We start from the raw sequence: 25,001 nt of genomic DNA on the forward strand, positions 1-25,001 counted from the left end.
ACCATGCATTTCACCATTCAACGCGAAGCCCTGTTGAAACCCCTGCAACTGGTCGCAGGCGTCGTCGAACGCCGCCAGACCTTGCCGGTGCTCTCCAACGTGCTGCTGGTTGTCGAAGGCCAGCAATTGTCGCTGACCGGTACCGACCTGGAAGTCGAGCTGGTTGGTCGTGTTCAACTCGAAGAGCCGGCGGATCCGGGTTCCATCACCGTGCCAGCGCGCAAGCTGATGGACATCTGCAAAAGCCTGCCAAACGATGCGCTGATCGACATCAAGGTCGATGAGCAGAAGCTTGTGGTCAAAGCTGGCCGTAGCCGCTTCACCCTGTCTACACTGCCGGCCAACGACTTCCCTACCGTGGAAGAAGGCCCGGGCTCGCTGACCTGCAGCCTGGAGCAAAGCAAGCTTCGTCGTCTGATCGAACGCACCAGCTTCGCCATGGCCCAGCAGGACGTGCGTTACTACCTCAACGGCATGCTGCTTGAAGTGTCCGCAGGCGTGATCCGCGCCGTAGCCACCGACGGTCACCGTCTGGCCATGTGCTCCATGCAGGCCGATATCGGTCAGCCGGATCGTCATCAGGTCATCGTGCCGCGCAAAGGTATCCTCGAACTGGCACGCCTGCTCACCGAGCCGGACGGCAATGTCAGCATCGTGCTGGGTCAGCATCACATCCGTGCTACCACCGGTGAGTTCACCTTCACCTCGAAACTGGTAGACGGCAAATTCCCGGACTACGAACGTGTTCTGCCTAAAGGTGGCGACAAGCTGGTTCTGGGTGATCGTCAGGCTCTGCGCGAAGCGTTCAGCCGTACCGCGATTCTGTCCAACGAGAAGTACCGCGGTATCCGTCTGCAACTGGCTAGCGGTCAGTTGAAGATCCAGGCGAACAACCCGGAGCAGGAAGAAGCGGAAGAAGAAGTGGGCGTTGAATACAACGGCGGCTCTCTGGAAATCGGCTTCAACGTGAGCTACCTGCTCGACGTGCTGGGCGTGATGACCACCGAGCAGGTTCGTCTGATCCTGTCCGACTCCAACAGCAGTGCGCTGGTGCAGGAATCGGATAACGACGACTCGGCCTACGTTGTCATGCCGATGCGTCTGTAATCATGCTCAGCAGAAGCTAGATGTCCTTAAGTCGCGTCTCGGTCACCGCGGTGCGCAATCTGCACCCGGTGACCTTCTCCCCTTCCCCCCGCATCAATATTCTTTACGGCGCCAACGGCAGCGGCAAAACCAGTGTTCTGGAAGCCATCCATCTGCTGGGGCTTGCCCGTTCGTTTCGCAGCACCCGCCTGTTGCCGGTCATTCAATACGAACAACTGGCGTGCACGGTCTTTGGCCAGGTTGAGCTGGCGGAGGGTGGGCATAGCGCCTTGGGCATTTCCCGTGATCGCCAAGGCGAATTTCAGATCCGTATCGATGGACAGAACGCGCGCAGCGCCGCGCAACTGGCCGAGATCCTGCCGCTGCAGCTGATCAATCCGGACAGCTTTCGATTGCTGGAAGGTGCGCCGAAGATTCGCCGACAGTTTCTCGACTGGGGTGTGTTCCACGTGGAACCGCGCTTCATGTCAACCTGGCAGCGCTTGCAGAAGGCCCTGCGCCAGAGAAACTCTTGGCTGCGGCATGGTACACTTGACGCCGTTTCGCAAGCGGTTTGGGACAGGGAACTGTGCCAGGCCAGCGCTGAAATTGATGAATACCGCCGCGCTTATATCAAAGCCTTGAAACCAGTCTTTGAACAAACCTTGAGCGATCTGGTTGAGCTTGAAGGCTTGACGCTCAGCTATTACCGCGGCTGGGACAAGGACCGTGAACTGAGTGCTGTGCTCGCCGGGTCTTTGCAGCGGGACCAGCAAATGGGGCATACCCAGGCCGGACCACAACGTGCTGATTTGCGTCTCAGACTGGGCGCGCACAACGCTGCGGACATCTTGTCCCGTGGCCAGCAGAAGTTGGTGGTTTGCGCATTGCGGATTGCCCAAGGGCACTTGGTCAGCCAGGCTCGACGCGGTCAGTGTATTTATCTGGTGGATGACTTGCCGTCCGAGCTGGACGAGCACCACCGTCGCGCCCTTTGCCGCTTGTTGGAAGACTTACGCTGCCAGGTATTTATCACCTGTGTAGATCACGAATTATTGAGGGAAGGCTGGCAGACGGAAACGCCAGTCGCTCTGTTCCACGTGGAACAGGGCCGTATCACCCAGACCCACGACCATCGGGAGTGAAGGCATTGAGCGAAGAAAATACGTACGACTCAACGAGCATTAAAGTGCTGAAAGGCCTGGATGCCGTACGCAAACGTCCCGGTATGTATATTGGTGATACCGACGATGGCAGCGGCCTGCACCACATGGTGTTCGAGGTGGTCGACAACTCGATCGACGAAGCGCTCGCCGGCTACTGCGACGACATCAGCATCATCATCCACCCGGATGAGTCCATCACCGTTCGCGACAACGGCCGTGGCATCCCGGTAGACGTGCATAAAGAAGAAGGCGTTTCGGCAGCCGAGGTCATCATGACCGTGCTGCACGCCGGCGGTAAATTCGACGACAACTCCTACAAGGTTTCCGGTGGTCTGCACGGTGTGGGTGTGTCGGTAGTCAACGCCCTGTCGGAAGAGCTGGTCCTGACCGTTCGCCGTAGCGGCAAGATCTGGGAACAGACTTACGTCCACGGTGTTCCGCAAGAGCCGATGAAAATCGTCGGTGACTCCGAAACCACCGGTACCCAAATTCACTTCAAGGCTTCCAGCGAAACCTTCAAGAACATCCACTTCAGCTGGGACATCCTGGCCAAGCGGATTCGCGAACTGTCCTTCCTCAACTCCGGTGTCGGCATCGTCCTCAAGGACGAGCGCAGCGGCAAGGAAGAACTGTTCAAGTACGAAGGCGGCCTGCGTGCGTTCGTTGAATACCTGAACACCAACAAGACTCCGGTCAACCAGGTGTTCCACTTCAACATCCAGCGTGAAGACGGCATCGGCGTGGAAATCGCCCTGCAGTGGAACGACAGCTTCAACGAGAACCTGTTGTGCTTCACCAACAACATTCCACAGCGCGACGGCGGTACTCACCTGGTGGGTTTCCGTTCCGCACTGACGCGTAACCTCAACACCTACATCGAAGCAGAAGGTCTGGCGAAGAAGCACAAGGTCGCCACCACCGGTGACGATGCTCGTGAAGGCCTGACCGCGATCATTTCGGTGAAGGTGCCGGATCCGAAGTTCAGCTCCCAGACCAAGGACAAGCTGGTTTCTTCCGAAGTGAAGACCGCGGTCGAACAGGAAATGGGCAAGTACTTCTCCGACTTCCTGCTGGAAAACCCGAACGAAGCCAAACTGGTCGTCGGCAAGATGATCGACGCGGCCCGTGCCCGTGAAGCGGCGCGTAAAGCCCGCGAGATGACTCGCCGCAAAGGCGCGCTGGACATCGCCGGCCTGCCGGGCAAACTGGCCGACTGCCAGGAAAAGGACCCTGCCCTGTCCGAACTGTACCTCGTGGAAGGTGACTCCGCGGGCGGCTCTGCCAAGCAGGGACGTAACCGCAAGACCCAGGCGATTCTGCCCCTCAAGGGTAAAATCCTGAACGTCGAGAAGGCACGCTTCGACAAGATGATCTCTTCCCAGGAAGTGGGCACCTTGATCACCGCGCTGGGCTGCGGCATCGGTCGCGAAGAGTACAACATCGACAAGCTGCGCTATCACAACATCATCATCATGACCGATGCTGACGTCGACGGTTCGCACATCCGTACCCTGCTGCTGACCTTCTTCTTCCGTCAATTGCCGGAGCTGATCGAGCGTGGCTACATCTACATCGCTCAGCCGCCGCTGTACAAAGTGAAGAAAGGCAAGCAAGAGCAATACATCAAAGACGACGACGCCATGGAAGAGTACATGACGCAGTCGGCCCTGGAAGATGCGAGCCTGCACCTGAACGAGGAAGCACCGGGTATCTCCGGCGAAGCCCTTGAGCGTCTGGTGAATGACTTCCGTCTGGTGATGAAGACCCTCAAGCGCCTGTCGCGCCTGTACCCACAGGAACTGACCGAGCACTTCATCTACCTGCCGGCGGTCAGCATGGATCAACTGTCCGATCACGCAGCGATGCAGGATTGGCTGGCCCAGTACGAAGTGCGTCTGCGCACCGTCGAAAAGTCGGGTCTGGTCTACAAGGCCAGCCTGCGTGAAGACCGTGAGCGAAACGTCTGGCTGCCAGAGGTCGAACTGATCTCCCACGGCCTGTCGAACTACGTCACCTTCAACCGCGACTTCTTCGGCAGCAACGACTACAAGACTGTGGTTTCCCTGGGCGCTCAACTGAGCACCTTGCTGGACGACGGCGCGTACATCCAGCGTGGCGAACGCCGTAAATCGGTCACCGAGTTCAAGGAAGCCCTTGAGTGGTTGATGGCCGAAAGCACCAAGCGCCACACCATCCAGCGATACAAAGGTCTGGGCGAGATGAACCCGGATCAGCTGTGGGAAACCACGATGGACCCGGGCTCGCGCCGCATGCTGAAAGTGACCATCGAAGACGCCATTGGCGCGGACCAGATCTTCAACACCCTGATGGGTGATGCGGTCGAGCCTCGCCGTGACTTCATCGAAAGCAACGCCCTGGCGGTGTCCAACCTGGACTTCTGATCCGGTGGTGTAGGTTCACAAAAAAGCTGCTGAAAATCACAATATGCTGCTTCGCCGCGCTTGAAAAAAGGCCAACCCACGCGGGTTGGCCTTTTTTTGAGGAGCTAGCTGGAGCCCTCCTCGCCCAAGAGCCCTGCCCGTTGGATTGAGCAGTTTATGCAGACTGACAATTTCTCGTATAGGCGCCTCGCCTTCATTCCCCAAGATTCATTGGGATAATCACTGATGACGTGATCGTGCTGGGAATTCCGATAGGCGTTTCGGCTGGATAAATGTGTCGGAAGCAATTCAGTGGGACCGCGTGGTGGTAGGCGTTTGAAGGTGTTCAGTTTTGGGGAAATGCTGGAGGGCTACTGAAGAAATTTACGCATGCCCTGGCATGGCGCAGGTTTACAGCTGGGCGATAGAAGCCGCTAAGTCATGGGTGAGGGCATTTGTGCGACAGCTCAACTCATGAGGCGAAAACTTCGTTGAGCGCAAAAAGCCGATACTAACTATCTACAACTTATGTCGACTACACGTAAGACTAATCCTATTAGTGTTAGTTGTTAATCATTCGACGTAAGTTTGTCTGTGATTTCCCTATTAGGTTTAGGGTTTTCTGAATGAAAATCTGCCGCGCGAAAGTTTGCGCGGTTTAATAGACTGGATTAGAATCGGGCGGTTAAAAATAAAGCGAGCTCCGTTTCCGGAAGCTCGCTTTATTCAAGCACTTAAACGATTTTGTTCGAGCAAAATCATAAGTCGCTTACGCTAAGTAACTGATCTCTATTTTCACTACAAAAGGAGCAAACCAAATGTAGAAAACCTCAGCTTAGGGCTGATAAGGCAACAGAAAGAGCAAACCCAGCGCGTCGTTGCTTAGACCACAACACGCGCAATTTCTTCTTTTTTTCTTGCCCTGTCAATCCCTTCCCATCATTTCGACTGTAGCGAGTGATCTCGAGGGGGGAGTGTTCTCTTCAGGAAACTCCTACGTTCCTGTTGAGCGCCACGCCCCGTGCCGCTCGGAAACTCGATCGCTTAGAGGAAAGTGACATGGCAGTACGCAAGGTTGTCACCCGAAGATCTTGGCATTTCAGAGGGTACTTCCCGTCCCTCAAGAATGGCCATTCCGTACCCTTTGAATCAATCCTGGAAAGTGGATTTTTCCGTTTGCTGGAGCTTTCACCGGACGTGCGCAGCTATGAAGTGCAGCCGGTTCGTGAGTCTTTCGAAATCGAAGGCGAGCCTGCTCAGTACGTACCAGATGTCGAAGTAGAACTGTATGACGGCAATAGGATTTGGGTGGAAATCAAACCAGCACCGCACACGAAAAATCACGCCACAGCCGCTCGTTTGGATGCAGCCGCGACCCATTTCAGTGTCACGAACCGTCGCTTCGAAGTGGTAACAGATGAAGTTATTTGGGCTGAGCCGCGGAGCACCACAGTGCTGGAGATTCTCTACCATCGCCGCGGGCCTAGCCTCACGACGCCTCAGTGGCTGGGCCTTTTCTCACGGATCAAGATCGAAAGCCCACAGACCATCGCGGAACTGTGCTTGGTAGTGGGTGAAGCTCAGGCTTGGCGCCTTTTGGGCCTCGGGAAAATTGGTGTCGATCTGGAAAAAACGCTCAGTTCTAAATCTCCTATCTACATTGAGGGAGGGCATCGCCATGCAGATTTTTACTCTTAAACCAGGCTTGGCTGTAACAATGAATGATCGGTACCTGGTGTTTCGATCACGCCTTGTGGATCGGCGGCTTAATTTTGCGGATGAGCTGGGCGAGCCCGTTCTAATGAAGGAGAAAGACTTTTATGTGGGCTATGTTCAACGATCAATATGTGTAACTCCTGATCAACCAAAGCTCGGATATATTCCGCTTCAAAAAAATGCGCCACGAGACCTCTCCACTTATCTGCCTGAGCATAAGGAGGAGGCTTTAAGACGGCGACCATACGTAGAAGCCCTGCTGGCCTACTCTGGAAAGCTTCCTGGAAAGGAAGAACTCAAGGAGGTCATCGCCTCTGTGTGGGAGGAAGTTAAAAGCAGTGCCAAGGCGCCTTCTGTTGATACTGTTAAACGCTGGTTAAGCAGATATAAATGGAAGTCTGTCACAGCGCTAGTTCCCCTGCATGAGCAAAAAGGTCGCCACCGATTAATATATGGGGAGCTCGAAGAGTTGCTCTTGGGTGTGATTAACGAGCATTACTTGGATGATACTAGGGAGCCGGTTACCACAGTCATTGAAGAATTCAAAGGCAGGATTAAAGAGCACAATCTGAAAAAGTTGAGTGCTCAACATTTATCTTGTCCCTCTAGCATGACGGTGTATCGATATATACAAAGGCTAGACCCATATTTGGTCGACTCCGCCAGATTAGGTAAGCATACGGCCAATCAAAAACACCGGCGTGCAATTGGTCAGCTTCAGGTATCTGGACTATGTCATCGCTGGGAAATCGACCACACCCACTTGGATGTAATGCTGATTGACCCTGAGACGGGTCTAGTAATCGGTCGGCCTTATTTGACGGTGGTTCTGGACCGTTTTTCCCGAATGGTGATGGCTTATCTCCTGCATTTTGCAGCTCCCAATACGGAGAGCGTGCTGACGGTGATCGAGAAAGCCATTTGTCCCAAGGAAGCAATACTCCAGAACTATCCAAAAGTGGTTTGCAGTTGGCCGGCGCAAGGGCTTCCCCGTCAGATTGTTCCTGACAATGCGGCGGAGTTCCATGCAGGAGACCTGATGGTGGCTTTCGATGATTTGGGAATTGAAGTTTTGTACCCCAGGTCGCGCGGGCCACAAATGAAGGGCGCAGTGGAGCGATTTTTTGGTACCACTGCGCGGGGGTTCGTCCATCGATTGCCCGGGACCACTTTTGCGAATATTGAGGAGAAGGGAGAGTACGACTCAGTGGCCAACGCATGCCTCACATTCGAAGATCTCGACGCATTGGTAATGAAATGGATTGTGGATATCTATCATCAGAGCCCACATCGGGGGTTGGAGGACAGAACACCTGACCAGGTGTGGCGTGGGGCAGAGGCTAAGGCCGTGCTTCAGATGCCTGTAGACCTGGACGCACTGGAAGCAATCCTTGCCTGCCGAAAAAACCCGAAGTTACATCACTATGGTATCGAGGTTGGCGGCCAGTATTATCACTCGGATTTGCTCGCGGATATGAAACTACAGCACAACAACCCGTTTTCTGTAGACGCCCGTTACCGTGATGATATGGGTCACGTTTGGGTGTATGACGACCTGCGAAAAATATTTTTCCAAGTGCCCTGTAAAGATAAGCGCCTGGTTGGTGTGAGCCGAGACTTGTACAACGAGGCTAAAAAGCAACTCCGTCAGAGTGGCGTTCTCAATCCCGATGTAGATGCCCTCCTCCGCGCTTCGCGGGAAATACAACAGGACATTCAGCGTGCTAAAGACTCCAAGCGGCTTTCTGATCGACGCCGAAATGCTGCTTTGGCTCGTCATCGAAGTGGTGTACCGGTAGCGCCTATCGACTCTGCCACGGTGCTCGAGAATGTGCCTATACCAATTGGGGCGAATCTATCTGAAATCCCTGACCTGGTCGTCGAAACCACGAGCCGCAAATCCTGGCTAGACAGGAGGGTGTGAAATGAACGAGTCATTGAATGGTATTGATGATACTTCCCTCCGAAACGTTTTCATAAATACCTCAATAGCGAGGGCAGCCGCTTCAAGGCTAATGGATATCCATAACGAAAACCTACGAACGGGGACCAATCAGGGATTTCTCCTCATGGGTCCAAGTGGTGTTGGAAAAAGTGCTTTAGTGAAGAAGTACGTTGATTCAGTGAATACCGAACGTGCTATTGAAATGGAACGCTTACCTATTCTGTATTTGGATATGCCATCTGGACCTACGAAAAAGAATCTCGGTTCTACGTTACTGAAAGCTATGAAAGACCCCTATGCGAATACCAATAGTGAGTCAGCCGAGGCAAAATTTTCTCGTGTGGTTACATTGTTGAAAAACTTGAATGTAGAACTCGTTATTTTGGATGAGGCTCAACACTTGGTGGACTATAAGTATAGCGATATGCTCGAGGCGGGGGACTGGATAAAGAGCTTGTTGAATACTTCGGAAGTATCCGTTGTGTTGATCGGAATGACACGCCTAGAACGCTTAAAAAAAGCTAATTCCCAATTTCGCAGGAGGTTTTCTGCATCGTACACCCTTGTGCCATTCGAACCAGGCAGCGAATTTTGGCCAGAATTTGCTGGAGTTATAAAGGCCCTGCAAAAAATGATGGCAGTCGACTCAGTGAGTTTAGTAACCGATGACATGATACAGAGGCTCTATTTCGCTTCCTTTGGTATATTGGACTATCTCGTAAAAGTATTGGAAAGAGCGGTTCGTTTGGTGAGGAGAGGGCAATTCGATGGTGTAAATCTTGCCGCATTGGGTACAGCATTCAAAGATGAAGTCTGGCAATTGGCCCCAAGGAATCGCAACCCGTTTGATGCTGAGTTTAATTACCAGCCGTTGATTGCTCCAGATGAGCCTTACGAAATAATTAAGTAGCGTTGGTGGGGCGCTAGGTTCTTCTAGCGACCACTTTGAGGATAATATGCTTAATTTACCAGTAAAAGTGCTCCCGCATCATGATGAAAGCCTGGTCGGATTCTTAGGCCGTTTAGCCACTGCCAATGGTTTTTCTCATTCTTTTCTGATAAAGAAGTGCAGGGAGTTAACCGATGAAGAGGTGGAGTCGTTTTACAGAAAAAACGATGTGCCCTTCGTATGGGTTTCTTCGATTAAAGCGTTAAGCAAAACCAGAGGCAGCCTTGATCCTCTGTCAGCTTACTGCCCAAAGCATTGTCCGAAATGTTTAAGTGAGGGGCGATATTGGAAGTACGTGTGGGGGCTTAAGCTTTATAATTTTTGTGTTGAGCATTCGATGCAATTGGTTGATACCTGTCATCACTGCGGGATGAGGTTATGTTTTGCGGCATTTACCACATTTCGGTGCAGTTTATGTCATCGGGACATTCGTAAAAATCAAACTTGCTCGCTGGCCTCGACTTCAGATGTTTGGTTCTCAAAGTTATTGGAAAATCGGGCGCTTTCCAGGCCTCCGCTGAATGATTCTATTTTGTGCAAGCTATCGATTTTGAATTTGCATGAGCTGTTTCTAAATCTAGGTTTCATTGTTTCAAATCTTAAGGGGAAAAGGTGTAATGACGTGTTCATGTCATCAGAACTCTCCAAAATCAGCCACAGCGCGGGGGAAATTGCTTTTGGCTGGCCTGGTTCATTTTACGACTATTTGTATATTTGCCAAGGTAGTGTAGGTAACGACAAATGGCACCCAAAGACCTGTTATAGCAAAATATACCGGATTTCTTTCCAGAAACTGAAAAGCGATGCCTACGATTTTCTTCGGGAGGAATTTGAGAATTACTTACTTTCAAACTGGCGAGGACCGCTCAATCCCAGGGCTACTACATTTTCATCTGAGACCATTCAATCTCATCGTTGGAAACCGATCAAAGCGGTTGCTAACTCTCTAGGATTGGCTCCCTCAAAAATTAAAGTACTTCTGGAAAAGGGGCTTGTCTCATCCAGCACACTCCGTCATGACTGCGGAAAAATATCCACTGTAGTAGATATTGAAGAAGCTAAAGCTTTTGTGGAGAATGCTGCCAGGTCACGAAGCTTGAAGGATGCCGCAAAGCAGTTGGGGATCAATGAACGTAGAGTTAGATCACTCGTTAACGGTGATTTACTTGTTGGCTATCGTTCAAATACTAAATCTCAAGCTCCATGGATTCTAGACTGTGATAAATTTCTCAATAAATTTTCGTTGTCGGCTATGACAACTGATGGTGATGAGTGTCTTACAATACGTAAGATTCTAACTTTTCATCTGCGAGAGGAGACTCAGTTTTTAGATTTTATAAAATCTGTTATAAGAGGGGAAGTGGTGTTGTATGGCGGTACGGAAGACACATCATTTGCTGATTATAAATTAATTGCAAGTGACTATTTTTCTTGGAAGTGTCAATGGCTAAAAAAACATCATACAACGAAATCTCTGAGTGCCCGGGAGGTTGCTAGCGTATTAGGCGTTAAAGACAATGTAGTTTATGCGATGATTAACAATGGTCTACTTGCGCATGTGGTCGTTGGCAAGCAGCGTATGGTCAAGCCATCCGCGCTTAAGCAATTTCGTGAAAAGTATGTATTCAATCGTGAAATAGCTGATCAATTTCGCATGTCTCCGAAGATGGTAGTGGCTTGTCTTTCGGAAGATAAGTTTAGGCCAGCAGCAGGGCCGCATGTTTTAAACCACCCGTGTAGGCACTACATTTGGAAACGAACTGACAAACTATACGATTTCTTAATTTCAAATTTCGGAGAGGGGTGAGTCTGTGCGACTGAACATCAGCCACTCTGGTGCGAGTGAAAACTATTTTTTACCTTGTTAACCGCAGTGGTTAACAGTGCAAAAAGCAGGTTTACAACGTGTTCGATGAGGCTTCTTGCGGCGAGGCGGGACAATTCTGTACGGCTGAGGGGCTGCACACTTGGCCTTCATTTTGATTGTTTGTTGATCAACTCATACAGTCATGCTTCTTGAGGCGCATAGAGCGTTATCCACAGTGGTATCCACCGTTTCGGTGGATAACTAGATTCAAGACTTCGCAACCACTGACTGTTGGCACCGACGGCAAATTGACCCAGTTGCCGAGATGTCACTGATCCAGTCTGTTCCTCGCGAACCATTGCCTTTGCTGAGTTTGTGTAGATTTGGAGGTGGGTCAATTCGGCGTTGGCGTCAAGCTGCGCAATTGGCCCTGATTTTGATTGTTTTTTGATCAACACATCGCAGTCATGCATCTTAATGCGCGTAGAGCTTTATCCACAGATGTATCCACCGTAGTGGTGGATAAGTAGATATCAAGACTTCGCAACCACTGACCACCGCGCTGCTTTTGATCTCACTAACTGCGCAGCACCTGACGCCTTAAAGCGCTATGAGAGGGGGAGCAGCTGCACTTCACCCAAGCAGTGCTATTCAAGGTACATTTACGCCTATCAAATAAGGTCAGCACTGCTGGGATCGAGCGATCATGCCGGCTTGAAAGGGAATTGGGGTATGGACAAAAAGTCGCTTACCGAGCGGGACATTTGCACCAAGTTCATCGCGCCTGCGATCCTGTTAGCCGGCTGGGATATCCAGAAGCAAGTACGCGAAGAAGTCAGCTTTACCAAGGGACGCATCATCGTCCGTGGCAAATTGCATAGCCGTGGCGAATCCCGCCGTGCCGACTTTATTCTCTATCACCAGACCAACCTGCCGATCGCTGTCATAGAAGCGAAAGACAACAAACACGATATCGGCTCTGGCATGCAGCAAGCCCTCGGTTATGCCGAGTCACTGGACGTACCGTTCGTGTTCTCCAGTAACGGTGATGGCTTTCTATTCCACGACCGTACCGGCACCGGTACACAGGTCGAAACTGAGCTGAACCTTGACCAGTTCCCCTCCCCTGACGAGCTGTGGCAGCGCTATTGCCAATGGAAAGGTTTGAACGGTGATGCCCGCCAAAAGGTCGAGTCGCCCTACTACGATGACGGCTCCGGGCGCATGCCGCGTTATTACCAAACCAATGCGATCAATCGTACCGTCGAGGCCGTCGCCAAGGGGCAGTCACGCATCCTGTTGGTGATGGCCACCGGCACCGGCAAGACCTACACCGCCTTCCAGATCATCTGGCGGCTGTGGAAGTCCAAGCAGAAAAAACGAATTCTCTTCCTGGCCGACCGCAACATCCTGGTCGACCAGACCAAGAACAACGACTTCAAACCCTTCGGCCAAGCGATGACCAAGATCGCCAAACGCCAGATCGACACCTCTTACGAGATTTACCTGTCGCTCTATCAGGCCGTGACGGGCACTGAAGAAGAAATGAACATCTACAAGCAGTTCTCGCGCGACTTCTTCGACCTGATCGTGATCGACGAATGCCACCGTGGCAGCGCCGCCGAGGATTCCGCCTGGCGCGAGATTCTCGACTACTTTTCCAGCGCCACCCATGTCGGCCTCACCGCCACGCCGAAGGAAACCAAAGAGGTGTCCAGCATCACCTACTTCGGTGAGCCGGTGTACAGCTACACCCTCAAGCAGGGCATCGAAGACGGCTTCCTCGCCCCCTATAAAGTGGTGCGCATCGACTTCGACAAAGATCTACAAGGCTGGCGGCCGCCCAAGGGCATGCTCGACAAAAATGGCGAGCTGATCGAAGACCGCATCTACAACCTCAAGGACATGGACCGCACCCTGGTCATCGAGGCGCGAACCCAACTGGTAGCGCAAAAGGTTACCGAGTTTCTCAAGGCGACCGATCCATTCCAGAAAACCATCATCTTTTGCGACGACATCAACCACGCCGAGCGCATGCGCCAGGCGCTGGTCAACCTCAACCCGGAGCGCATTGCGGAGAACCGCAAGTACGTCATGCGCATTACCGGGGATGACCAGGAAGGCAAAGCCGAGCTGGACAACTTCATCAACCCAGAAGAGCGTTACCCAGTCATTGCCACCACTAGCAAGTTGATGACTACTGGCGTTGATGCCCAGACCTGCAAGCTGATCGTGCTCGACCAGCACATCAAGTCGATGACCGAGTTCAAGCAGATCATCGGGCGTGGCACCCGCATCAACGAAGACTTCGGCAAGTACTGGTTCACCATCATGGACTTCAAGAAGGCCACCGAACTGTTTGCCGATCCGGCTTTCGATGGTGACCCCGTCGTGATCTATGCCCCGGAAGGTGAAGAGTCTCCCGTACCACCTGATGACCTGGCGACGGATGAAGATGGCATCACCGCTGGCACCACGGCAGAAATCGACGACCTTGAGTTCACCGGTGATGATGACAAAAAGCGCATCAAATACATCATCGACAACGTCCAGATCTACGTCATCGCCGAACGTGTGCAGTACTACGGCCCGGATGGCCGGCTGATCACTGAATCCCTGCACGACTACACCCGTGTCTGCGTGCAAAAGCAGTTTGCCTCGCTGGACGACTTTCTGCGTCGCTGGAGCGATGCCGATCAGAAGAAGGTTATCATCGAGGAAATGGCCACCCAGGGTGTGATGTGGGAAGCCCTGGCCGAGGAGGTGGAAAAGAAACAGGGGAAGGTCCTCGACCCATTCGACCTCGTCTGCCATGTGGCCTTCGACCAGCCCGCGCTTTCCCGCAGGGAGCGCGCCGAGCAGGTGAAAAAGCGTAACTACTTCGGCAAGTATTCAGGCGCCGCACGTCAAGTGCTGGAGGCATTGCTCGACAAGTATGCCGACACAGGTATCGAGCATATCGAAGACATCAAGATCCTCCAGCTTGACCCTTTCAGCCAGATCGGTGCACCCGTCGAGCTGGTCCAGGCATTTGGCGGCAAGGCCGGTTACAACAAAGCCATCCATGAACTGGAAGATGAGCTCTACGCCAGTTAAGCTGCCAGCCCCCGCATTTTCGGCATAGGCAGCACCACGCTGCCTGTGCCTTGAACCATCTGTTTTGTAGTAAGCCAGCGAGATTCCCATGTCCATCAGCAGCACCATCAAATCCATCCAGGACATCATGCGCAAAGACGTGGGTGTAGATGGCGACGCCCAGCGCATCGGCCAATTGGTCTGGCTACTGTTCCTGAAGATCTTCGACGATCGTGAGTTGGAATGGGAGTTGATGGACGACCACTACCGCTCGCCGATCCCCGATAGCTGCCGTTGGCGCACCTGGGCCGCCAACCCGGAAGGCATGACCGGCGATACCCTGAAGGATTTCATCGACAACAACCTGTTCCCGCAGCTGCAAAGCCTCCACGAATACAGCACCACACCTTCCGCCTTCGTGGTCCGTAGTGTGTTCGAGGACGCCTACAACTACATGAAGTCGGGCCAGCTACTGCGCCAGGTGATCAACAAGATTCAGGAAGGGGTGGACTTCAACAAGGCCCAAGAGCGCCACGAGTTCGGCAACCTTTACGAACAACTGCTGCGTGACCTGCAGAACGCTGGCAATGCCGGCGAGTTCTACACCCCGCGCCCGGTCACCGAATTCATGGTGCGCATGGTCGACCCCAAACTGGACGAAAAGGTCATGGACCCGGCCTGCGGCACCGGCGGCTTTCTCACCTGTGCTATTGAGCACAAGCGCAGCCGCTATGTAAAAACCGCCGAAGATGAGCGCACCCTTCAAGCCAGCATCTTCGGCGTAGAGAAAAAGCCACTGCCGCACCTGTTGGCCACCACCAACATGATCCTCCACGGCATCGAGGTACCCAACCAGATCCGCCACGACAACACCTTGAGCAAGCCGCTAATCAGCTGGGGGCCGAGTGAGCGTGTGCACTGCATCGTCGCCAACCCACCATTCGGAGGTATGGAAGAAGATGGCATCGAAACCAACTTCCCCGCGGCCTTCCGTACTCGCGAAACGGCCGACTTGTTTCTGGTGTTGATCATGCAACTGCTCAAGGACGGTGGCCGCGCCGCCGTGGTGCTGCCCGATGGCTTTCTGTTCGGCGAAGGCATCAAAAACCGTATCAAGGAAAAGCTGCTGACCGAGTGCAATCTGCACACCATCGTTCGCCTGCCCAACGGTGTATTCAACCCCTACACTGGCATCAAGACCAACCTGCTGTTTTTCACCAAGGGCTCGCCGACTAAGCATGTATGGTTCTACGAGCACCAGTACCCGGCGGGTGTGAAGAACTACAGCAAAACCCGACCCATGCGCATTGAAGAGTTCGCCGTGGAAGAGGCATGGTGGGGCAGCGAGGTCGATAGTTTCGCCGCACGGGTGGAAAACGAATTCGCTTGGAAGGTTAGCGTCGATGAACTGCAGATGCGCAATTGGAACCTGGATTACAAAAACCCGCATATCGGCGAGCAGATATGCCACGACCCGGATAAGTTGTTGAGTGATTACGCTAAGTTGACTGGTGAAATCAGAGACTTGCGCGACCAACTGAAGGCCGTCCTCGCTGAAGCCCTGGTGCGCCAGGCATGACTGCGTTAATGACCGACAATTTGCCCCTGTTGGCTGGTGCGCCTAATGGTATCAAGAAGCTGCGGGAGCTGATTCTGGAACTGGCGGTGCGCGGCAAGTTGGTGCCACAGGATCCAAGTGATGAACCGGCTAGGGAGTTGCTTAAGCGGATTGCCGAGGAAAAGGCGCGGCTGATGGCTGAGGGCAAGATCAAGACGCAGAAGCCGCTGGCGGAGATTGGCGCGGAAGAAAGTCCGTTTGAGTTGCCAGAAGGATGGGAGTGGGGGCGACTTAGTGACTGCTCAACGCAGGTTACTGACGGAGAACATCTAACACCTCCTCGCACGCCAGATGTATCCCAAATTCCGTTGGTTACAGCCAAGAACGTCCGTGATGGGTACATGGACTATACAACGACTGACTTTGTAGTGCGCTCCGTCGCAGAGAAGTGCTGGGAGCGTTGTTGTCCCGAGCAGGGGGACATCATGATGGTGTCGGTTGGTGCAACCCTTGGGCGCCTGACTATCGTTCCGACAAATCAAGAAATGGTGATTGTCCGTAGCGTTACGCTCATCAAGCCGTTGATGATTAACGTTCGATATCTAGCATTAGCAATGAAGTCGCCTACCGTTCAGCGGTCTATCTGGGCGGGAGTAAAGCAGAGCGCCCAGCCGTGTTTGTACTTGAGCCAATCAACTCAATTGCTCATCTCCATCCCGCCTCTCACTGAGCAATATCGAATCGGCGCCAAAGTCGATGAACTGATGGCCCTGTGCGACCGCCTGGAAGCCCAGCAGGTCGACGCTGAAAGCGCTCACGCTCGACTGGTGCAGGCATTGCTCGACAGCCTGACCCAAGCTAGCGATGCCACCGACTTCGCCGCTAGCTGGCAGCGTCTGGCCGAATACTTCCATATCCTGTTCACCACCGAGTCCAGTATCGATGCCCTCAAGCAGACCCTGCTGCAATTGGCAGTCATGGGTAAGCTCGTGCCGCAAGACTCCTGCGATGAACCGGCTCGCGAACTGCTTAAGCGCGTTACCGAAGAGAAAGCGCATTTAGTTAAGGTCGGCAAGCTCAAGAAGCAGAAGACGCTGGCGGAAATTAGCCAAGAAGAGAAACAATTTGATCTGCCGCCAGGATGGGAGTGGGTACGCAAGGCAAATATTTTCAATTTCTTGAATGGCTATGCCTTCAAAAGCGAATGGTTTAGGCCTGAAGGCGTTCGACTCCTACGCAATGTCAATGTTTCACACGGGATTGCAAACTGGAGCGATTCGGCTCGTATTTCCCAAGAGTTAGCTAGTGAGTTTGATGGCTTTCAACTAGCGGAAAATGACGTTGTACTGACTCTTGATCGTCCGATCATTTCAACAGGCTTAAAGTATGCCGTCATTCGACAATGCGATTTGCCCTGTTTGCTGTTGCAGCGGGTTGCCAAACTGGCCCCATACTCAGGAGCGGTAACAGTCGGTTATCTAGTGGTGTGGTTGAAGTCGCGATTTTTCGTTGATTCCATCGATCCAGGACGGAGTAACGGCGTCCCACACATTTCGACCAATCAAGTCGCAAATATGCCTTTTGCTCTGCCTCCAGTTGCCGAGCAACATCGTATCGTCGCTAAAGTCGATCAGCTCATGACCTTCTGCGACCAACTAAAAACTCGCCTGACCCAAGCCCGCCTAATCAACGAACAGCTGGCCAGCACCTTAGTCGAGCAAGCTGTCGCGTAATGCACAGCCATCAAGGATTTCAGGTTAGGACACTCCCATGGCCATCAAGACGCAACTCTGGACAGTAAACGGTCAGTCCCACCAGCTCAAAGAATGCATTCTACCCAGCGAGCAATTGCTGGAAGACATGATCGTAAATGCGCCGCGTGTGCTGTCAGATGAGTGGATGCTGATCGGCCGCCAGGAAAGCACAGGCCTGGGTGGCCGGATCGACCTGCTGGCCATCGCGCCGGATGCCTCGCTGGTCGTTATCGAACTCAAACGCGACCGTACACCTCGTGATGTGGTGGCACAGGCACTGGATTATGCCTCCTGGGTGGAACGCTTGGAGGCCGAGGACATTGCTGCTATCTACAAGCGCTTCAATATAGGAGCGGATCTGGCTACCGATTTTCGCATGCACTTCGGCATGCCGCTGGATGAGGATGCACTCAACCAGAGCCATCAGATCATCATCGTCGCCTCGGGGCTGGATGCAAGTACGGAGCGTATCGTGGCCTATCTCAGCGAGCGGGATGTAGCGATCAACGTGTTGTGTTTTCAGGTGTTCCAGCTTGGCGAACAGCAGCTGATCAGCCGCTCATGGTTGATCGACCCGGCAGAAACCCAGGTCAACGCCAGTAGTGGTAGTGGGGGCGGGCAAAGCGAACCCTGGAATGGCGAGTACTACTGCTCTTTCGGCCACAGCACCACGCGTGCTTGGCAGGATGCCTTGGCGTTTGGTTTTATCTGTGGTGGCGGCGGCACCTGGTACAGCAAAAGCCTGAAGATGCTCGCACCAGGTGACCGAGTATGGGTGAACATTCCGCAGCAAGGTTATGTAGGTGTCGGTCGAGTAACCGGTTTGGCCAGCGCAGCGGCGGACTTCACCGTGAAACAGAACGGTATTGATGTACCGGTTATGCAAGCGGCCCTACATGGCACCTACCATGTCGAGCACATCAATGACCCTGATCTGTCCGAATATTTCGTGCCGATAGAATGGCTACGTACAGTGCCGGTCGAACAAGCCATCAAGGAGGTCGGTATGTTCGGTAACCAGAACACCGTCTGTCGCCCGACCACCCCAAAATGGCGCTGGACGATTGAGCGGTTGAAAGAGCGTTTCCAAATATCACTATGAGTAGAGTAACGATCTAAGGAAGGCTCTACTTGTCATTGCATTCTCATCACTCGCTCCAGGTCGGTTACCTGCGATTACAGCGCCTGTAACCTGGCGCCTTTCCCGAAGGTCTTGACCGCTACTCCGATAAGTCACTGGGCTCGGGGCCAGGCGGAGTCGAACCGCGCTGCGCATAATCGGAGGATCGGTTAAATGGTGGAACGCTATGACCGGGTAAAGCTGCTGGAGGACGTTTGGTCCGAGCCCGTGCAGGTGGTGGCGCCCCGCTACGGGCTGTCCGACGTGGGGCTGAAAAAGCTCTGCTCGCGCCTGCAACTCGCCACGCCGCCACGGGGTCATTGGGCCAAGGTCAAGGCTGGTAAGCGCGTGTCCCCGCGCCCCAAGCTGTGCGAATACACCGGCCATCCCGGTTATTTGTATCGCCCCGCCGCACAACCCTCTGTTCAGGATCCGGTCGCTGAAGTCGTCGACAGCCGACTTCAGCGCGTGCTGAGTCTTGAGCAGCAGCCGGAAAACCAGATTGTGGTACCGGAGCGCATCAAGGTGTGGCATCCGGTGGTGACTGCTGCTCGCGAGGCATTGGCTCGACCGATCATCGATCAGCGCGGAATGCCGCAGACGCGCGGCAACGGGTTGAATATTTCAGTTTCTCCCGCGTTACAGAGTCGCGCACTGAAAGTGGCGGACACGCTGCTAAAAGCCTTGGAGAAACGGGGGTATACCGTTCAACAAGGCAAGCACCGTGTTGAGATTCTGATGTTTGACCATGTCCTGCATTTACGGTTGTTTGAAGCGTCAGTGCGCTCCCCATATGAACCCACCGCCAAAGAACTAGCGGCCCAGGCCAAAGGGGAATGGAGCTATTGGGCGAAATGGCAGTTCATACCCTCCGGCAGGCTGCAGGTTTTGGTCAATGAAGGTTACGGAGGGAAAATTGTTGACTCAGACGGCCGGCCAGTGGAGTTGCAGCTCAATAAACTGGTTGGGCTAATGGCCGCCAGAGCGGTGGAGTTTTTAGTCCGCAAAGAGCGTCAGGCAGTTGAAGATGCCGAGCGCCAGCGAGTTCGCGACATTGCGTTGGAGCGAAAACGTCGACAAGACACCGAAAAGCAGCGGTTGGCGAAACTTGAAGTTGATGCGCAGAACTGGCGGCGTGCGCAAGCCATTCGTGAGTATCTCAATGCTCTGGAGCAAAGCGCCGAACGGCAGGAGCTTTCTATGGAGCAACTCGAACTACTCCGTTGGGGACACGCCAAAGCGGACTGGATTGATCCCCTCAAACCGGGTGTGGTGGACGTGTTAGACGAAGAAATTGTGATTCCTCGATAGGCAAGGTGTGTTTCTGCAAGGCACGTTAGTCGCTCCGATGTGCGCCTAACGTGCCTCGAGGAGAAAGAGTTCGCCTATAAGCTGCGCCCCTTTCTCTTTGTCGCTATTGACTAGAAAGTTACCAGACCGTCAGCGACTCTCGTCAATGAAACTGGGGAGTTCTCAGTCGACTTAACGGATGATCCGCTGGAGTTCATAGGGAGGATTCTGGATCTCACATTCACCGGTCCCATTCTTAAAGCCCTCAAAGTAAACAGTTGTACCGACGTAGTCCGGCTGCATCAGTTTCCCTGTACCACATGGACCAAAATCAGCTGAGACCTCGTAAAGCCGCTTGGAGAAGTCAGCACCCTGTTCGGGCGAAACCGTCCCTTTAGCAATACGACGGTGGCCGTTGGCCTCGATAGTTACGAGCTCGATCCATTTGGTCCCACCGCTCTCATAGGCCTGAACGTAATTCCCTTGATTCGATGGAAACTCAACACGTGCGATTTCGCTCGCTTCACTGGTGCCAGCGAGCATAGCCAGGGGAACAGCCAACGAAAACACAGCCTGAAGCATCAAACGCATAGGTCTTTCCTCACTGTGGGTGACAGCGGTGCGCTGGCCCTTCAACACAAGATGGGGGCTATCTGTATATTTAACCAGTAGTTGGGGAGGGTTTTTGAAGGGGGCTGGCCATGCTGGTGGATGTGCCCAGAAAAACGAGGGGCGATTCACCATGGCCTTTTGCCTTTCGGATGTGATATTGCTTTGCTCTCAATTTGACTAGCGAAAGGAAATGCGAATGTCTGGTTCTGGCGGTAGCTATCTGGGTCCCTCCACACCCACCTCTTCCTGCACAGCACTGCAGTTTGATACCCAGCTTGCTTCACCGAAAGCGCAGGTGGTTAGACAGTTGAGCATCAACGACATCCTCGACATTGCCTTTTCGCAGTCTGGCAATCAGCAGGTCGTCTCCGCACTGTGGAACGGCGCTGAGGCAGGAGGGATTGTCGACCCACATCTGAACCAATTGCGAAGCTGCATGAGCCAGGGCGAACAGTACCAGGCACGCGTGCTGCACATTGGTGGCGGGCAAGTACGCCTTCGGGTTTATCACATCTAATTGCGAGCAAGGAGAGCTCTATGATCACCATTGTAGGAGGGGTCTACCGAGAGCGGTGCATGCGCCCGGCGTGGGACGATATTTATGGTTCGGCAGGACGGGCAGCAACGGCGATTGCCCGTTTCGGCGGGCAGGCGGAATTACACGCCTGTGTAGATAGCAACACCCAGATCGTCGTTGATGCCCGCGCAGCCGCGGAAGGTTTCCAGTTCAATGCCACAGTTGCGCCGGCGGGGGTGACTTTCGAGTACATCCATGGCCTCGCCAATCCAGATATTCGACGTGGCATTCACGTTAAATCGCAGCTGCAGGTTAGCGCCGAGAAGGTGCTTCGATTCGGCATGATCGATGGAACGGCAGTAGTTGATGCTGAGTACGCGGTGTTTGACCCACAGAATGCCGACGGTACGGAGTCCTTCAGGGCCAATGGCTCTGAAGCAAAGCACCTGGCTCTGGTCCTGAACCGTCACGAAGCCAATCTGTTGGTGTCCTCTTCCAGTGGGTTGACCGCACAAGAGCTCGCATTCGTGCTTGCCGAGCAAGAGAGTGCGGAGGTGGTTGTCATCAAGATGGGGCCGCTGGGTGCCTTGGTGTATGACAACGGCGCAATCTCGACGGTACCTGCATACCGCACTGAGCGGGTATGGAAGATCGGCTCGGGAGATACCTTCGCCGCCCACTTCGCACTGGGCTGGATGGACAAAGGTCTTTCGGCTCACGATGCAGCCTCGGTTGCCTCCATTGCGACGGCCTTTTATTGCGAAAATCAAGGCTTCCCCGACCAGGCTTTGCTTGCTGGCTTCAAGCCGTACCCACTGCAACTGTCAGCTCGGTATCGCGATGGCTACGCCCCTAAGGTGTACCTCGCAGGGCCATTCTTCACCCTCGCAGAGCTGTGGATGGTCGGGCAGGCTCGCAGAGACCTGCTGGCAATGGGGCTGGATGTATTTTCCCCATACCATGACGTCGGTCTTGGCTCTGCTGAGGACGTGGTCGAAAAGGACCTTGAAGGGGTGCGTGATTGCGACGTTCTCTTTGCGATTGGTGATGGGCTCGACTCGGGCACAATCTACGAGATTGGCTACGCTCGGGCATTGAACAAACCTGTCGTTTTCTACGCGGAAAATGAGTCCGAACAGGACAAGAAAATGATGGAGGGCTCCGACTGTCGCATCACCGATGACTACGTCAGTGCGATCTATCAGACGGTCTGGGAAGCGGTGGTGCTATGAAGACGGGATTATTGTTGTCCGGCGGGATGGACTCCTTGACGATTGCCTGGTGGAAACGGCCGGACATCGCGTTCACCCTGAACTACGGTCAGCTCGCGGCGCAGGCCGAAATCGAGGCTTCAAGGACGATCTGCCAACAGTTGGAAATCCCTCATCATGTGATTGAGATTGACTGCCGCCAGCTGGGCTCGGGAGACATGGCAGGTAGCCAAGCCGACAGCTTGGCTCCAGCCTCGGATTGGTGGCCGTACCGGAACCAGATGCTGGTTACGCTGGCGGCGATGAAGGCAATCTCGTTCGGTGTGACGCACCTGTGGTTGGGTACCGTGAAATCGGATGGCTTCCATAGGGATGGCTCCCCAGAGTTCATGTCGGCGATCAGCCATCTGCTTTCCCTGCAGGAGGGCGGAATGGTGGTGGAGGCTCCTGCAATTGAGCTTTCTACTGCTGAGCTTGTCCGCAAATCGGGTATCCCTGCGAGTCTCCTGGCCTGGGCGCACAGCTGCCACAAGTCGCATGTTGCATGTGGCAACTGCCGCGGCTGCAACAAGTACATGGAAGTGTTCCAAGAGGTGGGGTATGACTTGGATCGACTTGGGTGACCCTATTCCAAGGCAGGCTCCTGAGCGGTATGAGCCTCTCGAGTGGGAAATGGGTGATGTCTGCCCGCTCCCTGCTTCCTCGGAGGCATTAGCCCGGCCGTTCGGCGAGGTTTTGGATGCGCGTGCGTCGCATCGCGAGTTCGGCGTCGTCCATGACCAGCAGCTCGGAGCCTTCCTCTGGCATGCCTGCAGAACTCGAGGTTCCGGTACGTCAAACCTGGGTTTTGATCTGGAGCATCGAGCTGCCCCCTCGGCTGGCGCGATCCACCCTATACACATCGTCGTTAAGCGGCCCGAAGATGATCGATGGTGGATGTATGAGCCCAGGGCCCACCAATTGATGGAGCTCCGACATGCGACCGGCAAGCTTGCAGGCCTTTATGAATTCAGTCTGCAGGTTCTGGACGGTGATGAGGCAACACGCATTCTGTTTCTGGCCGAGCCCGGAAAAACCTTAGGTAAATATCAGGATGGTTGCAGCCTTGTTTGGCGTGACGCGGGGGCGCTACTCGCGGTCATGGCATTAACTGCGACAGCCCAGGGACTCAACTTCTGTCCGCTGGGTATCACCGGTGAGCCTTGGGCCAGTGCCCTAGCCGATCAGGGAAAGTTGGCCGGGGTTGGCCTTGCTCTTCTTGGGTCTGCTACGAGTACCTGATTCAGGTGCGTGGTGCCCCATGCCCATGATGCTGTGCACCGTGGCGGGCGATGACATCATCTCCAACCACATCAGGGCATCGAGTTCCGATGCCCTGACGCCAAGCCCTTTACTGAAGCGGATGAACTGCTCTTCGAGCTCCAAGTAGTGGCGCTCAACGGTCAAGTTACTCTCGAAGAACCTACCCAGTAGCCCGGCACGGAGAATGTGGATGTCCAGGATTGCCACATCGTCCGCATCCAGCCAGTTACGGGCAACCCACGATGCGGTCTTGTAACCAATTCCTGGAATATCCAGCAGCCAGTCGCGCAGCGCTTTGCCGGAGCCTAACGGAGGCCGTTCAGCAGACAGCTTCTGAAGTGCCGCGCAGAGGTAGCGGGCCTTCTGCGTGGCGAAACGGTATCGTACTTGGCGACCATCGATTGCTAGGGGCTCTTTCAGCCACTCGAGCAGGCTTTCTTCTGAAGGTGGTTGGTCACCAAAGGCACCGCGTTCTTTGACATGGTGAAAGGCGGCGAGTCCAACGCTAGCTGGGATGCCATGCCCCCCCAACAAGCACGCGCCGACTTCTTCTTTCAGCGTTGCCCCGAGCTTGTAGTTGATCCGATCGCCAGTGAGACGGCGTGCGTACACTTGGTATGCCCAGTACGCAGGAGTAGGGAACGCTTCCATGGCTCCCCACGGGACGCCCGGAATAACTTCTGCGTCTGCTTTGGGTAGCTCGACATTGAAAACCGCTTGGTCCATGAAAATAGCGCCTAGTTGCATCAGGCGGCCTCCTCGGCAATGCCGTAGTGTTCATGCATCCATTGCAGTAACTCGTGTCGCTCAATGGGATCTAGGCTCTCGATACGAGCACGGAGTCTAGTTTGGCGACGCTGAATGGTTTGGCGGTCTCGGAATGTTTCGCCCATGTATCGGCTGTCGTGCAAACGGCTGGGAGGATCGTAGTTCATCCAAACCGTTTCTTCGCGCAGCTCTACATGGGTCTTAGCCGGAAAACTCACCTTGCGCCACCCGATGAGCTCGCGGTTGTAGAGATCACAGTCATAGCCCGAAAGCATCACTTTGCAAGGTAATGCGACCAAGCACCGCAGCAAGCGGATGTGGTCTTCTTCCGAGTAATCGCAGCGATACACCTTAGCTCGACGGCGGGTTTCAGGAACGTAGGGCGGATCGATATAGACCAACTCCTGGCCTTCGAACGTATACCCTTCAAGGAACGTAACCGCGTCGACTTGGTGGAGTTCGCAGGTGTCTGGACGCTCCGCTTTCCACCGCTCAATGACTTGGGCGTCGAGATCCAAGCCAATGTTCCGCTGCGCAGCCTTTTTGTTGCGCATGACTGCCCCGCCACCAAGGTGGGATTCGATGTATGTCTGATGCGGTGGCATCAGATTGATCAAGCGCTGGTAGCACTTGCCTTTTCCGCCTGGATATCTCATGCGCCAAGCATCGTCAGAAATGACGATGATGTCAAGGCGAAGTGCCGAACGGCCACCATACGTGCAGTTAGGTTGGATGAATCGCCCC

Annotated in this window: 19 protein-coding genes; 16 read left to right on the forward strand and 3 right to left on the reverse strand. The window is 54.0% G+C overall.

Translation table 11 applies throughout. From position 1 onward, the window contains the following. Nucleotides 1-3 precede the first annotated feature (3 nt). The 12 genes from dnaN (at nucleotide 4) to AB4Z35_RS07145 (ending at nucleotide 19,868) form a co-directional block, all read left to right on the forward strand. Nucleotides 4-1,107 (forward strand): DNA polymerase III subunit beta, encoded by a 1,104-nt coding sequence (gene dnaN, locus AB4Z35_RS07090; RefSeq protein ID WP_007969885.1) that lies wholly within the window; start codon nucleotides 4-6, stop codon nucleotides 1,105-1,107. A gap of 20 nt (nucleotides 1,108-1,127) precedes the next feature. After that, nucleotides 1,128-2,231, forward strand: a complete 1,104-nt coding sequence (gene recF / locus AB4Z35_RS07095; protein ID WP_007985068.1) for a DNA replication/repair protein RecF — start codon at nucleotides 1,128-1,130, stop codon at nucleotides 2,229-2,231. Between the two features lie 5 nt (nucleotides 2,232-2,236). Further along, on the forward strand, nucleotides 2,237-4,654 hold the full coding sequence (gyrB, locus tag AB4Z35_RS07100) for a DNA topoisomerase (ATP-hydrolyzing) subunit B (protein ID WP_007985070.1): 2,418 nt from the start codon (nucleotides 2,237-2,239) through the stop codon (nucleotides 4,652-4,654). 1,038 nt (nucleotides 4,655-5,692) lie between these two features. Next, entirely contained in the window at nucleotides 5,693-6,331 is a 639-nt protein-coding gene (locus tag AB4Z35_RS07105; protein WP_442096441.1) for a TnsA endonuclease N-terminal domain-containing protein, read from the forward strand. Further along, the gene (locus AB4Z35_RS07110) at nucleotides 6,312-8,273 is read left to right on the forward strand and encodes an integrase (protein ID WP_442096442.1); all 1,962 of its coding nucleotides are present in this window, start codon (nucleotides 6,312-6,314) and stop codon (nucleotides 8,271-8,273) included. The genes AB4Z35_RS07105 and AB4Z35_RS07110 overlap by 20 nt, the downstream gene beginning before the upstream one ends. A gap of 1 nt (nucleotide 8,274) precedes the next feature. Further along, nucleotides 8,275-9,204, forward strand: a complete 930-nt coding sequence (locus AB4Z35_RS07115; RefSeq protein WP_442096443.1) for a TniB family NTP-binding protein — start codon at nucleotides 8,275-8,277, stop codon at nucleotides 9,202-9,204. 46 nt (nucleotides 9,205-9,250) lie between these two features. Then, entirely contained in the window at nucleotides 9,251-11,050 is a 1,800-nt protein-coding gene (locus AB4Z35_RS07120; RefSeq protein WP_442096444.1) for a helix-turn-helix domain-containing protein, read from the forward strand. Nucleotides 11,051-11,782: 732 nt separating this feature from the next. Continuing rightward, nucleotides 11,783-14,146 carry an EcoAI/FtnUII family type I restriction enzme subunit R gene (gene hsdR / locus AB4Z35_RS07125; RefSeq protein WP_442096445.1) on the forward strand — a complete coding sequence of 788 codons (2,364 nt, stop codon included), beginning with the start codon at nucleotides 11,783-11,785 and terminating at the stop codon, nucleotides 14,144-14,146. Nucleotides 14,147-14,234: 88 nt separating this feature from the next. Then, a complete protein-coding gene (locus tag AB4Z35_RS07130) occupies nucleotides 14,235-15,704 on the forward strand; it encodes an N-6 DNA methylase (RefSeq protein ID WP_442096446.1) in 1,470 nt (489 codons plus the stop codon). Continuing rightward, on the forward strand, nucleotides 15,701-17,416 hold the full coding sequence (locus AB4Z35_RS07135) for a restriction endonuclease subunit S (RefSeq protein ID WP_442096447.1): 1,716 nt from the start codon (nucleotides 15,701-15,703) through the stop codon (nucleotides 17,414-17,416). The genes AB4Z35_RS07130 and AB4Z35_RS07135 overlap by 4 nt, the downstream gene beginning before the upstream one ends. 37 nt (nucleotides 17,417-17,453) lie before the next feature. Next, nucleotides 17,454-18,539, forward strand: a complete 1,086-nt coding sequence (locus AB4Z35_RS07140; protein WP_442096448.1) for a nuclease — start codon at nucleotides 17,454-17,456, stop codon at nucleotides 18,537-18,539. A 192-nt stretch (nucleotides 18,540-18,731) separates the two neighbouring features. Further along, nucleotides 18,732-19,868: a hypothetical protein gene (locus AB4Z35_RS07145; protein ID WP_442096449.1), complete on the forward strand. Its 1,137-nt coding sequence runs from the start codon at nucleotides 18,732-18,734 to the stop codon at nucleotides 19,866-19,868. A 171-nt stretch (nucleotides 19,869-20,039) separates the two neighbouring features. Here the strand turns inward: AB4Z35_RS07145 and AB4Z35_RS07150 are convergent, their stop codons facing one another. Continuing rightward, complete coding sequence (locus tag AB4Z35_RS07150; RefSeq protein WP_442096450.1) at nucleotides 20,040-20,438, reverse strand: hypothetical protein; 399 nt, start codon at nucleotides 20,436-20,438, stop codon at nucleotides 20,040-20,042. Nucleotides 20,439-20,655: 217 nt separating this feature from the next. Between AB4Z35_RS07150 and AB4Z35_RS07155 the strand changes: the two genes are divergently transcribed. The 4 genes from AB4Z35_RS07155 to AB4Z35_RS07170 are packed head-to-tail and all read left to right on the forward strand — an operon-like array spanning nucleotide 20,656 to nucleotide 23,468. Continuing rightward, nucleotides 20,656-20,976, forward strand: coding sequence for a hypothetical protein (locus AB4Z35_RS07155; protein ID WP_442096451.1), 321 nt, complete (start codon nucleotides 20,656-20,658; stop codon nucleotides 20,974-20,976). A gap of 20 nt (nucleotides 20,977-20,996) precedes the next feature. Continuing rightward, nucleotides 20,997-22,208: a PfkB family carbohydrate kinase gene (locus AB4Z35_RS07160; protein WP_442096452.1), complete on the forward strand. Its 1,212-nt coding sequence runs from the start codon at nucleotides 20,997-20,999 to the stop codon at nucleotides 22,206-22,208. After that, nucleotides 22,205-22,810 carry a 7-cyano-7-deazaguanine synthase gene (locus AB4Z35_RS07165; RefSeq protein WP_103396095.1) on the forward strand — a complete coding sequence of 202 codons (606 nt, stop codon included), beginning with the start codon at nucleotides 22,205-22,207 and terminating at the stop codon, nucleotides 22,808-22,810. Before AB4Z35_RS07160 ends, AB4Z35_RS07165 begins: the two co-directional genes overlap by 4 nt. After that, complete coding sequence (locus AB4Z35_RS07170) at nucleotides 22,788-23,468, forward strand: nitroreductase family protein (protein ID WP_442096453.1); 681 nt, start codon at nucleotides 22,788-22,790, stop codon at nucleotides 23,466-23,468. Before AB4Z35_RS07165 ends, AB4Z35_RS07170 begins: the two co-directional genes overlap by 23 nt. Here the strand turns inward: AB4Z35_RS07170 and AB4Z35_RS07175 are convergent. Together AB4Z35_RS07175 and AB4Z35_RS07180 are read right to left on the reverse strand one after the other, a co-directional pair. Then, nucleotides 23,403-24,236 carry an 8-oxoguanine DNA glycosylase gene (locus AB4Z35_RS07175; protein ID WP_442096454.1) on the reverse strand — a complete coding sequence of 278 codons (834 nt, stop codon included), beginning with the start codon at nucleotides 24,234-24,236 and terminating at the stop codon, nucleotides 23,403-23,405. The genes AB4Z35_RS07170 and AB4Z35_RS07175 overlap by 66 nt on opposite strands. Then, nucleotides 24,236-24,811: a DNA adenine methylase gene (locus tag AB4Z35_RS07180; protein ID WP_442096455.1), complete on the reverse strand. Its 576-nt coding sequence runs from the start codon at nucleotides 24,809-24,811 to the stop codon at nucleotides 24,236-24,238. The genes AB4Z35_RS07175 and AB4Z35_RS07180 overlap by 1 nt, the downstream gene beginning before the upstream one ends. Between the last annotated feature and the right edge of the window lie 190 nt (nucleotides 24,812-25,001).

The organism is Pseudomonas sp. KB_15, assembly GCF_052114525.1.
Lineage (GTDB): Bacteria > Pseudomonadota > Gammaproteobacteria > Pseudomonadales > Pseudomonadaceae > Aquipseudomonas.